This window comes from Vibrio sp. YQ_11, assembly GCF_043103065.1.
GTDB lineage: Bacteria > Pseudomonadota > Gammaproteobacteria > Enterobacterales > Vibrionaceae > Vibrio > Vibrio parahaemolyticus.
This window is the reverse complement of the sequence record NZ_JBICJM010000010.1, coordinates 138,246-150,136: the sequence shown is the minus strand read 5'-3', so window position 1 is coordinate 150,136 and position 11,891 is coordinate 138,246. Positions and strand designations below refer to the sequence as shown.

Sequence of the window (11,891 nt, the reverse complement as noted above, 5' to 3'; positions counted from 1 at the left end):
ACCTCAGTGGCCGTAAGTTCTAGGTTTGGTGTAGTAGTCGATAAGCGGAACGCACATGTTGGCTAATAGAACCGCAAAGGCGACGCCATCAGGGAAGCCGCCCCAACTACGAATAATAAAGACAAGAGCACCGATTAGCGCACCAAAAATAAGGCGGCCTTTTACTGTGGTAGATGCCGATACTGGATCTGTCGCAATAAAGAACGCACCTAGCATGGTTGCGCCTGACAGCAGATGGAAGATTGGCGAAGCCGTCTCTCCCGGCGTGATAACGGTGAAAATAAGGCTAAACAGAGTCAAACTCGCGAGGAAGCCTGCTGGAATGTACCACTGAATGATGCGTTTTTTGATCATCACTAAGCCGCCAATCAGGTAGGCTATGTTCACCCACTGCCAGCCGATGCCAGCCAAGCCACCAAAGATCGGCTGTGAAAGCACTTCACTAGGGGTTGCTCCCGTGTGAATACCTGTTTTAAAGGCATCCAGTGGAGTTGCCATTGTTACACCATCAACACCAGCGCGAACTTGTTGCAATGAAAGACCGTCATAATCAAAACCAGTGAAAATCAAAGAGAGGGTATCTGCGAAATTCACATGGTCTGGAATCAACAGTGTTGGTGCACTCCAACTGGTCATTTGAACCGGGAAGGAAATCAAAAGTACAACGTAGGCGACCATTGCTGGGTTGAAGAGATTCTGTCCAATGCCACCATAAAGGTGTTTGGCAATCACAATCGCAAAAATTAAACCAATAACTATGATCCACCACGGAGACCAAGGTGGAATGGCAACGGCGAGTAGCCATGCGGTGACAATTGCACTGTTGTCTCGTAACGCTCTCATTGGCGAGCGTTTACGACAGATCATCACGAGTGCTTCAAGTGATACTGCAACGGCGATAGCAAAAATCAGCTGGATTAATGTGCCCCAACCAAAGTAGTACGTTTGCGCTGCCAAGCCAGGGATAGCACATAAGGCTACCCATTTCATTAAGTCAGGCGTGCTGCGACGACTATGCGCATGCGGTGAACTGGCAATAAAAAACGACATTACTCGTTCTCCTCGGTATTATTTTTATTCGCGTCTTGTTGAGCTTTTCGCGCTTTTGCACGAGCAATCGCAGCAGCGACCGCGGCTTTCTTCGGATCTTCGGCTGGCTCTTGAGAAGCGGTTTCTTCAACAGGTTGAGATTCAGTCTCTTGTTGCGCTTTACGCGCTTTTGCACGAGCAATAGCGGCTGCAACTGCGGCTTTCTTCGGATCTTCGGCTGGCTCTTGAGAAGCGGTTTCTTCAACAGGTTGAGATTCAGTCTCTTGTTGCGCTTTACGCGCTTTTGCACGAGCAATAGCAGCAGCGACTGCGGCTTTCTTCGGATCTTCGGCTGGCTCTTGAGAAGCTGTTTCTTCAACAGGTTGCGATTCAGTTTCTTGTTGTGCTTTGCGCGCTTTTGCACGAGCAATAGCAGCGGCTACTGCGGCTTTTTTATCTTCTGGCTCTTCAGATGCGTTTTCTTCCTGCTGAGCTTTTTTCGCTTTCGCGCGCGCGATTGCTGCAGCAACTGCGGACTTTTTGTCATCAGCGTTGTTAGCAGGGGTTTCGCTTTGTTCTTTTTCTGTTTTACGTTCACGAGCAAGACGCTTGCGCTCTTCACGCAGTTTTGCCATTTCGGAGTTGTCAGGCTCAGTTGCACCAGCTTTTGCTGCTGCGGCTTGCTTCGCTTTTGCTTTGGCAATGGCAGCCGCGACAGCAGGTTTAACTGCTGGCTCAGCTTTATTATCTTCGTTCGATTTTTGTGCTTTAACACGAGCAATGGCTGCGGCGATCGCATCATCACCACCGGTTGATTTCATCTCTTTTCGACGGTCATCCGCGGCTTTCTTGAAGCGGTTCTCACGTTCTGCTTTTTCGCGCTCCATACGCGCTTTTTTCTCTTCGAAGCGCAGTTTCGCACGCTCTGCGGCTTCTGCTTCTTGAGTTCGAGTACGAATTTCTGCTTTTGCTTGGCGGTAATATTGCACCAGTGGAATTTCACTTGGACAAACAAACGCACAAGCGCCACACTCGATACAATCTTTTAGATTTAGTTGTTCTAGCTTGTCATATTCTTCGGCCTTAGCATGCCATTGAAGCTGCTGTGGCAGTAGAGATGCAGGACAAGCTTCCGCACATTGACCACAACGTATACATTCCATCTCGTATTGATGAGCTGAAATCTCGTGACGAGTCGGAGCTAAAATACAGTTCGCCGTTTTGGTGATAGGAACCTGTGAGTGGGGCAGGGTAAAGCCCATCATTGGTCCGCCCATGATCAAACGCTGAAGTTTTTTATCGGCTTTGTACCCGAATTCGTCGAGCAGTGCTTGAACTGGGGTACCCAAGAGCGCCCATACGTTTCGAGGCTGTTTAAAGGTTTTACCTGTTAACGTAACGACACGTTCGATCATTGGCTCGCCATCGATGATAGCGCGCTTAATTGAGTATAAAGAACCGACGTTTTGAACCAAGATGCCAATATCTGCAGGGATAGAGCCGCTAGGAACTTCCTTGTTGGTCAGAATCTTAATCAGCTGCTTTTCACCGCCCGATGGGTATTTCGTCGGGATTACTCGAATAACAATGTCCTTGTTCAGAGCGGCGCTTTCCAGCGCTTTAATGGCATCTGGCTTGTTATCTTCGATACCAATGATCGTCAGTTTTGGCTTAAGGATGTGTTCGACGATTTCGATACCCTGGATAAGCTCTTCGGCATGCTCCTGCATCAGTTTGTCATCGGCCGTGATGTACGGTTCACATTCTGCTGCATTCACAATCAGGATTTCTGTACGAGCAATGCCCGATTGGATCTTTTTCGCAGTAGGGAAGCCAGCACCACCCATCCCTGAAATGCCAGCAAGGCGAATAATGTCGATGAGTGCATCGGCGGATTCTTGAGTGTAGTCAGCGATAGGTGACTTTTCACACCAAGTATCTTGGCCGTCAGGAGTGATGACGGCGCACAATTCGCTCAAACCAGAAGGGTGAGCCACCGTTCGAGGCTCGATGGCAGTGATTGTGCCAGAAGTTGGCGCATGTACAGGTACTGTAAACCCCGTTTCTGATTGGGTTAAAGCTTGTCCTTTTAAAACGTGCTCACCAACAGAGACCAATAAGTTACCCGCTTTACCAATGTGCTGTTTCAGCGGAAGAATGATTTCAGCGGGAATGGATGCTCGCACTAAGTCGGCTTTATTGGATTGTTTTTTGTTTTCTGCCGGATGCACACCGCCTGGGAAGTCCCAAAGCGAGCCAGTACGAATTTGTTCAATCAAAGACAACATACGAAACCTTACTTAATTGAATCTTTCACGTTCGCTGCATCGCTGGCAGCATCCGTAATGTTAACCACTGGGATGGCGTTAAGTTGCCACTTCCAGCTATCTGTGGTGGTTTCCACAGGAATCATTTCAATACAATCGGTTGGACATGGCGCGACACACAAGTCGCAGCCTGTACATTCGTCTTTGATGACCGTGTGAACGGCTTTTGTCCCACCAACAATCGCATCAACAGGACAAGCTTGAATACACTTAGTACAACCGATACACATATCTTCGTGAATGAAGGCAACGGTCGGTACTTTGCTGTCTAGATCGTGTGCCGACTCTTCAGGTTCCACACCCATTAAGTCTGCGAGTTTTTCGATGGTTGCTTGACCGCCGGGAGGACACTTATTGATGTTGTCTCCATTCGCAATCGCTTCTGCGTATGGTCGACAGCCTGGATAACCACATTGGCCACATTGTGTTTGTGGAAGAATCGCGTCGATTTGATCCACGATAGGATCCGCTTCAACTTTAAAACGAATAGAAGCAAAACCAAGAATGGCGCCAAAAATCGCAGCAAGCACAGCGAGTGCGATGATCGCAATTAAAATCGTACTCATTGTTTACTTCACCAAACCTGTAAAGCCCATGAAAGCAAGCGACATTAAACCCGCTGTGATCATTGCAATCGATGCACCTTTAAATGGAACAGGCACGTCAGCCGCAGCGATACGCTCACGCATAGAAGCAAAAAGGATCAATACAAGTGAAAAACCGACGGCTGCACCAAAACCATAAATGATAGATTCGATGAAGTTATGATTCTCATTGATGTTGAGAAGTGCAACACCCAATACGGCACAGTTGGTCGTGATCAGTGGTAAGAAGATACCAAGCAAGCGATAAAGGGTCGGGCTAGTTTTGTGTACCACCATCTCGGTGAACTGTACCACGACAGCGATCACCAAAATAAAGCTCATGGTTCTTAAGTACTCGATACCGAGCGGTCGCAAGATATAGCTTTCCACTAAGTACGCACACACAGATGCGAGGGTTAGCACAAAAGTGGTTGCTAACCCCATGCCTATTGCTGTTTCCAGTTTTTTAGACACGCCCATAAATGGACACAAGCCCAAAAACTTCACCAGTACAAAGTTGTTCACCAGCACAGTGCCGACCAACAACAAAACATATTCGGTCATAGTTATTACGTTCTTAAAATCCGATCCCAATATTATCGTGTTTTGTGACACCAATAACAACCAGTGAACGATGTGGTTTTATACACACGGCTGAAAAATAACCGTCAATGTGAGTTAGATAGATGAATTTGTATCTGAATTAATAGTTTGGTGAATAATTTGTTGGGGGAATGAGAGCTAACGAAAAGTGCGCGAATCCTGAGTGGCCCATACGAACGATTGAGTTGGCCTCTGATACTTAGCAAGTGGATAGAAATTTTAAGCCGATTTTTTGACGATTAAAAACGAAAAAAGCTCAGTTTTTCAACTGAGCTTTTTTCTTGAATTTGGCTCCCCCTGCAAGACTTGAACTTGCGACATACGGATTAACAGTCCGCCGTTCTACCGACTGAACTAAGGGGGAATTGCTTTGCTTGAAAGCGGGAAGAATCTTACCGAGCACGAAAACTAGTGTCAACAGTAAAAAAATACATTTTTTTGAAAAAATTGCGCTTAAAGCGCTTTACTTTTTTGTAGTGCTTGCCAGTAAAGGGCTAGAGTTACTTATCCACTAAAATTGTGGATAAGTGTGTTGATGAGATCTGAGTAAAGATCTTTTATATGCAACTCGGTTTGTTTTGTGTGCATTTTTAGTCAGCTTTATGCGCAAAATAGGCAAATAAAACAGTGGTTTATTGAGTGCGTGGGTAAAATATTCAAAGTGGATAAAAGATGAGCTTTTGGGGATAATGAGCTTCTTAGAGAAGTTTTGGGGAAAAGTTGTGGAAACTATAAGTTGATATTAGAGGAGTGTTTATCAACTAGGGCGAAGTACTATATCAGAGCGACTCGAATAAGGCTATAGCCATATAGACAAAGTACAAAAATTATTAACAATGAGTGAGAAAAATCATTTAGGCATAGATTTCGTTTACTAAGGTGTATATATATACAGCATAGAAGTGGTAACACAGCCTAACGTAGTAAAGGCAGTAAAGATTGAGGAAGGGTATGAGTAAAGTTTATGAACTGGTCTCTGAGTATCAACCATCAGGTGACCAGCCAACCGCGATTAAGCAATTATTAGAAGGCTTAGATTCGGGGTTGGCGCATCAGACGCTTTTAGGTGTAACGGGTTCTGGTAAAACGTTCACGCTAGCGAATGTGATTGCTCAAGCACAGCGCCCTGCAATTTTACTGGCGCCAAATAAAACCCTCGCGGCTCAGTTGTATGGGGAAATGAAATCGTTCTTTCCTAACAATGCGGTCGAGTATTTTGTGTCTTACTACGACTACTATCAACCAGAAGCGTATGTGCCTACAACTGACACCTTTATTGAAAAAGATGCGTCAGTGAACGCTCACATTGAGCAAATGCGTTTGTCTGCCACCAAAGCTTTACTAGAACGAAAAGACGCCATCATCGTAGCTTCTGTCTCGGCCATTTATGGTTTGGGGGATCCCGAGTCGTATTTACAGATGATGCTGCACTTACGCCGTGGTGACGTGATCGATCAGCGTGACATGCTTCGTCGCCTAGCGGAACTCCAATACTCGCGTAATGATGTCGCTTTTGAACGCGGTCAGTTCCGTGTTCGCGGCGAAGTGATCGACATATTCCCAGCTGAGTCTGACCAAGATGCTGTCCGTGTTGAAATGTTTGATGATGAAGTGGATTGCATCAGTGTGTTCGACCCATTGACGGGTGTCGTGAAACAAAGAGATTTGCCGCGTTACACGATTTACCCGAAAACGCACTACGTGACGCCCCGCGACCGTATTCTCGAAGCGATAGAAAGTATCAAAGTTGAGCTCGAAGTACGCAAGAAACAATTACTAGAGAATAACAAGCTAATAGAAGAGCAGCGCATTAGCCAGCGTACACAGTTTGATATCGAGATGATGAATGAGCTCGGTTTCTGTTCTGGTATCGAAAACTACTCACGTTATCTCAGTGGTCGTTCTGAGGGCGAGCCGCCTCCAACCTTGTTCGATTACTTGCCTCATGATGGTTTGCTTATCATCGATGAGTCCCACGTGACTGTACCGCAGATTGGTGCGATGTATAAAGGTGACCGTTCACGTAAAGAAACTCTGGTTGAGTTTGGTTTCCGCTTACCATCGGCGTTGGACAACCGTCCTCTAAAATTTGAAGAATTTGAATCTCTTGCTCCGCAAACTATTTTCGTCTCGGCGACACCGGGCAATTATGAGCTAGAGAAATCGGCAGGTGAAATTGCGGATCAAGTCGTGCGTCCTACCGGCTTGCTGGATCCAATACTCGAAGTTCGACCAGTCGCGACTCAGGTCGATGATCTGTTGTCTGAAATTCGTATTCGTGCCGCCAAAGAGGAACGTGTTCTTGTTACGACTCTGACCAAACGAATGGCGGAAGATTTAACGGAATATCTGCATGAGCATGATGTTCGTGTTCGTTATCTTCACTCAGACATCGACACGGTAGAGCGCGTCGAGATCATTCGAGATTTGCGCTTAGGTGAGTTCGATGTCTTAGTGGGTATCAACTTGCTTCGAGAAGGGTTGGATATGCCGGAAGTCTCGCTGGTGGCAATTTTGGATGCCGACAAAGAAGGTTTCTTGCGTTCAGAACGTTCACTCATTCAAACGATAGGTCGTGCTGCACGAAACATTGAGGGTAAAGCGATTCTCTATGCGGATAGCATTACAAAATCGATGAAAAAAGCGATGGATGAAACCAATCGTCGTCGTGAGAAGCAGCAAGCGTACAACGAGAAAATGGGCATTACGCCGCAAGCGTTAAAACGTAATATCAAGGATATTATGGAATTGGGCGACATTACTAAGTCCAAACGTCAACGCAATACTAAGCAAGTGCCACTGTCTAAAGTCGCTGAACCATCTCAAACTTACGAAGTGATGTCTCCACAACAATTGGAGAAGGAAATCAGTCGACTAGAAGCGGCGATGTACCAACATGCTCAGGATCTGGAATTCGAGCTTGCGGCTGAGAAGCGTGATGAAATAGAAAAACTGCGTGCGCAATTCATCGCGAATAGCTAGTTAACACGAAAAGCTGTTTCTAAAGAGATACTTGGAATAGGCAAAAAAAGAAGCCAATAGGCAGTCGGGTCTATTGGCTTGTTTTGTGAACATATCGTTCACTAACAACGTCAGTTGGCTAGGTGACCCGAGGGGTCGCTAATATATCAGCATGCTTTATGCCACTTTTTAACCTATTGATATCGTTTTTGATTCTATTATCATTAACCGTAACTTTGCTAATGTTATTTGCAAAATGCAAAGCGTAATGCGATTATTGTTTAAAACACAACAAAATATTAGCTAGGTTATGCAACAAAAAACTGAAGGCCCAAAATCTCGTTACCTTCTGATGGTTGAGGATACAGCATCGGTTGCGGCGTTATACCGCTCGTACCTCACGCCGTTAGGGATCGACATTAATATTGTCGGTACAGGTAGAGATGCCATTGAAAGTCTCAATCATCGAATTCCAGATCTTATTCTTCTCGATCTTCGTCTGCCTGATATGACGGGGATGGATGTTTTGCACGCCGTTAAAAAGAGTCATCCAGATGTGCCGATCATTTTCATGACGGCTCATGGCTCTATCGATACAGCGGTAGAGGCGATGCGTCATGGATCTCAAGACTTTTTGATCAAACCGTGTGAAGCAGACCGTCTGCGTGTTACGGTCAACAACGCAATTCGCAAAGCAACTAAGCTAAAAAATGAAGCAGATAATCCGGGTAATCAGAATTACCAAGGTTTTATCGGCAGCAGCCAAACCATGCAGCAGGTCTATCGCACCATTGACTCTGCCGCTAGCAGTAAAGCGAGTATCTTTATTACTGGTGAAAGTGGTACGGGTAAAGAGGTATGCGCAGAAGCCATCCACGCTGCAAGCAAACGTGGTGATAAGCCGTTTATTGCCATCAACTGTGCAGCCATACCTAAAGACTTAATTGAAAGTGAACTATTTGGTCACGTAAAAGGGGCATTTACTGGTGCGGCAAATGACCGTCAAGGTGCCGCTGAGTTAGCCGATGGTGGCACGTTGTTCCTCGATGAATTGTGTGAAATGGATTTGGACTTACAAACCAAATTATTGCGATTCATCCAAACCGGTACGTTCCAGAAAGTGGGCTCTTCAAAAATGAAGAGCGTGGACGTGCGCTTCGTTTGTGCGACCAACCGAGACCCTTGGAAAGAAGTTCAAGAAGGGCGTTTCCGCGAAGACTTATACTACCGTTTATACGTGATTCCTTTGCATCTTCCGCCTCTTCGCGAACGTGGTGAAGATGTGATTGAAATTGCGTACTCACTGTTAGGCTACATGTCTCATGAAGAGGGCAAAAACTTTGTCCGCTTTTCTCAAGAAGTGATTGATCGCTTTAACAGTTATGAGTGGCCGGGTAACGTCCGACAACTACAAAACGTACTACGCAATATCGTGGTGCTCAACAACGGCAAAGAAATTACGTTAGATATGTTGCCACCGCCGCTGAATCAACCGTTAGATAGGCCATCTGTATCTAAACTGATTGAGCCAAAAGCGATGACTGTTTCAGAGATCATGCCGCTATGGATGACAGAGAAAATGGCGATTGAGCAAGCGATTGAGGCGTGTGACGGCAATATTCCAAGAGCCGCTGGGTATCTTGATGTCAGTCCGTCAACGATTTACCGCAAACTACAAGCATGGAATGGTAAAGAAGAGCGGCAGAAGGTGTAAGCATGACGATATTGAATCAACAAAAAATAGATGAACTGTCGATGGAAATCGGCAGTGATAACGTGCCTGTTTTGCTCGATATTTTTTTGGGTGAGATGGATACGTACATTGACAACTTGTCGCAGTTAGAAGGTTCAGAGCGCTTAATGTATTTGAAAGAGATCAGCCATGCGCTAAAAAGCAGTGCTGCGAGTTTCGGAGCCGACAGTTTGTGTGAGTTAGCGATGTCTATCGATAAAAAAGCCAAATCTGGTGAGTTAGTTGAACAGGGTAGTGAGGTTAACACTATGCTTGATCGCTTGAATGAAACACGCGACGCGTATCGCTCTTGGACTCAATAAAGTCTTTACTTTTTAAACACAAAGCCCTTCCATATTGGAAGGGCTTTGTCGTATCAACGTTGGCAGTCTCAAGTGGCTACTTAGCGAGTAGTTGGTTTTCTATCGCTGCTTTCAACTTATCTCGGTCGTGACGCCAATCTCGGTTGGTTGAGGCTAATGATTCGGTAACGACGTTCCATTGTTCCAACACTTTCTGGTCCGTTTCTTCGGCAAGGACGACATCGATTCTTCGTCCTTGGCACGCACGTTCACACCATTCCAGCTTTTGCGCCATCGACATTCGACCTGCTGGGCCGTATTCAGGGCTGAGGTTAGCAACGAATATCACCTTCGCTTTTCGGTTTGCTGCAATGGCTTTGCCCAGCTCAGGCAATAACAATGGCGGCATAATACTGGTGAGGAAACTGCCTGGGCCAAGAATGATTGCATCGGCTTCTGCCAGAGCAGTAACGGCTTCTTTAGTGGCTGGAACTTCTGGTGAAAGATCTAAGCGACGTAAGTCGGTTTCCATCTCATCCACATTGGTTTCACCTGTGACCCATTGCCCGTTCACTGAAAGCGCAGACAAATCCGAAGGGTGCTCTGACATTGGCAGAATATTGACATCAACCTTAAGCATGTTTCGGATCAGATTGATTGCATCCAGCGGTCGAACCGACAAGTTATCCAATGCTGTTAGCATCAAATTGCCAAGGTTGTGGCCGTCCAGCTCTCCCGTACCTTTAAAGCGGTATTCGAACATCATCGAACTGATAGATGGTTCAGTGATTAGCTGGTTGATGCAGTTTCTGGTGTCTCCCCAAGCGATGCCACCTTGGCAGTGACGAATACGTCCAGTTGAACCGCCATTGTCGGTTGTGGCTACAATGCCCGTAGCATTGCTGCCAAAGTCTTTTAAAGCGGCTAACATTCGACCTAAGCCATGACCACCGCCAACTGCGACCACTTTCTTATCCGTATAGATATTCATTACGTTCTTCTAATAATGTTGTAAAAAACGGCTACAATTTAACTTAATGAGTGTCCTAACGGTACTCACTAAGCGGTAATTTGTGTCTCTAGAGAGTTTTTTATCACTCAAGTCTGGATTCCATTACAAATATTAAGTATTTTACACCGCAAAGCTATCAGGGGTTATCCCTCTGGTTGCCATAACTCCGAGCTCACTATGCTAAGTCCGAGGATAAGCATTTTGAGCCAGTGACATACTGTCACAAGGGCATGATTGGAAATGGCCATGCCTCCCGTGTTTGGAAAGGTGTTCCGTGGCGCAACAATTCGAAGACAAATTTCATCGTAAGTTTTATTACTTGCGTCTGTCTGTGACCGACGTATGTAATTTCAAATGTACCTATTGCCTTCCTGATGGTTACAAACCATCGGGCAACAAAAACTCGTCTTTTTTATCTCTTCCTGAAATCAAACGGGTCGTAAAAGCGTTTGCTGATTGTGGCACGTCAAAAGTGCGCATTACTGGCGGCGAGCCAAGCTTGCGCAAAGATTTCACTGACATCATTCATTCTGTCGCAACGACGCCAGGCATCAAAAAAGTGGCGACGACGACCAACGGCTACAGAATGGCGAAGCAAGTTGCTGACTGGCGTGAAGCCGGTTTAACAAACATCAACGTGAGTGTAGATAGCCTCGACCCTCGAATGTTCCATCAGATTACTGGTGAAAATAAGTTCACTGAAGTCATGAATGGTATCGAGCGTGCGTTCGAAGTCGGTTATGAGCAGGTCAAAGTTAATGTGGTGTTGATGAAAGATCTGAACCATCACGAGCTACCCGCGTTTCTTAACTGGATCAAAGATCGTCCAATCCAATTGCGCTTTATTGAGCTAATGCAAACGGGCGAGATGGATGACCTCTTTTCAAAGCATCATGTTTCTGGTGTTGCGATTCGTAATCAACTGATTGCGAACGGCTGGTTACTGAAAGTGCGTTCGCACAATGATGGCCCCGCTCAGGTGTTTGTTCACCCAGATTATAAAGGTGAAATCGGTCTTATCATGCCGTATGAAAAAGACTTTTGTGAAAGCTGTAACCGTCTGCGTGTTTCTGCGCTGGGTAAGCTGCACCTTTGTTTGTTTGGTGAACATGGCGTTGAACTGCGTGATTTGTTGGAGCGTGATGACCAAGAAAACGAGTTGATTGAACGTATCCAATCGCAGCTGCAAACAAAGTCCGTAAGCCACTTCTTACACGATGGCAATACTGGTATGACGCCGCATCTTGCGTCTATCGGCGGCTAACTTTATTCAATTTTTTAGAGAGAGCTTAGTGCTAAGCTGGATCTAACTTTTTCCGAATCGATACCAAGCGTATCAAA

At 45.8% G+C, this 11,891-nt stretch carries 9 protein-coding genes, 1 tRNA gene and 1 riboswitch; of the genes, 4 read left to right on the top strand and 6 right to left on the bottom strand.

Annotated elements, in window-relative coordinates:
* Positions 1-3: 3 nt before the first annotated feature.
* From rsxD to ACF8EG_RS07810, 5 genes are all read right to left on the bottom strand, one after another.
* A complete protein-coding gene (gene rsxD / locus ACF8EG_RS07830) occupies positions 4-1,050 on the bottom strand; it encodes an electron transport complex subunit RsxD (RefSeq protein ID WP_023585259.1) in 1,047 nt (348 codons plus the stop codon).
* Positions 1,050-3,317 (bottom strand): electron transport complex subunit RsxC, encoded by a 2,268-nt coding sequence (gene rsxC, locus ACF8EG_RS07825; protein WP_392419357.1) that lies wholly within the window; start codon positions 3,315-3,317, stop codon positions 1,050-1,052. The genes rsxD and rsxC overlap by 1 nt, the downstream gene beginning before the upstream one ends.
* An 8-nt stretch (positions 3,318-3,325) precedes the next feature.
* Positions 3,326-3,922, bottom strand: coding sequence for an electron transport complex subunit RsxB (gene rsxB / locus ACF8EG_RS07820; RefSeq protein WP_005480813.1), 597 nt, complete (start codon positions 3,920-3,922; stop codon positions 3,326-3,328).
* Between the two features lie 3 nt (positions 3,923-3,925).
* Entirely contained in the window at positions 3,926-4,504 is a 579-nt protein-coding gene (rsxA, locus tag ACF8EG_RS07815; protein WP_005380762.1) for an electron transport complex subunit RsxA, read from the bottom strand.
* Between the two features lie 327 nt (positions 4,505-4,831).
* A tRNA-Asn gene (locus tag ACF8EG_RS07810) sits at positions 4,832-4,907 on the bottom strand.
* Positions 4,908-5,494: 587 nt separating this feature from the next.
* Between ACF8EG_RS07810 and uvrB the strand changes: the two genes are divergently transcribed.
* From uvrB to luxU, 3 genes are all read left to right on the top strand, one after another.
* Complete coding sequence (gene uvrB / locus ACF8EG_RS07805; protein ID WP_069504703.1) at positions 5,495-7,525, top strand: excinuclease ABC subunit UvrB; 2,031 nt, start codon at positions 5,495-5,497, stop codon at positions 7,523-7,525.
* A gap of 289 nt (positions 7,526-7,814) precedes the next feature.
* Positions 7,815-9,218 (top strand): quorum-sensing sigma-54 dependent transcriptional regulator LuxO, encoded by a 1,404-nt coding sequence (luxO, locus tag ACF8EG_RS07800; RefSeq protein WP_053343138.1) that lies wholly within the window; start codon positions 7,815-7,817, stop codon positions 9,216-9,218.
* A 2-nt stretch (positions 9,219-9,220) separates the two neighbouring features.
* Positions 9,221-9,559: a quorum-sensing phosphorelay protein LuxU gene (luxU, locus tag ACF8EG_RS07795; RefSeq protein ID WP_023623259.1), complete on the top strand. Its 339-nt coding sequence runs from the start codon at positions 9,221-9,223 to the stop codon at positions 9,557-9,559.
* 76 nt (positions 9,560-9,635) lie between these two features.
* On the opposite strand, the gene ACF8EG_RS07790 is transcribed toward luxU, so the two are convergent.
* A complete protein-coding gene (locus ACF8EG_RS07790; RefSeq protein WP_017447831.1) occupies positions 9,636-10,529 on the bottom strand; it encodes a YvcK family protein in 894 nt (297 codons plus the stop codon).
* A 173-nt stretch (positions 10,530-10,702) separates the two neighbouring features.
* Positions 10,703-10,836: riboswitch (molybdenum cofactor riboswitch) on the top strand.
* On the opposite strand from ACF8EG_RS07790, the gene moaA reads away from it, so the two are divergent.
* A complete protein-coding gene (gene moaA / locus ACF8EG_RS07785) occupies positions 10,825-11,814 on the top strand; it encodes a GTP 3',8-cyclase MoaA (protein WP_005461510.1) in 990 nt (329 codons plus the stop codon). Its footprint overlaps the riboswitch before it by 12 nt.
* The last annotated feature ends 77 nt before the right edge of the window (positions 11,815-11,891 follow it).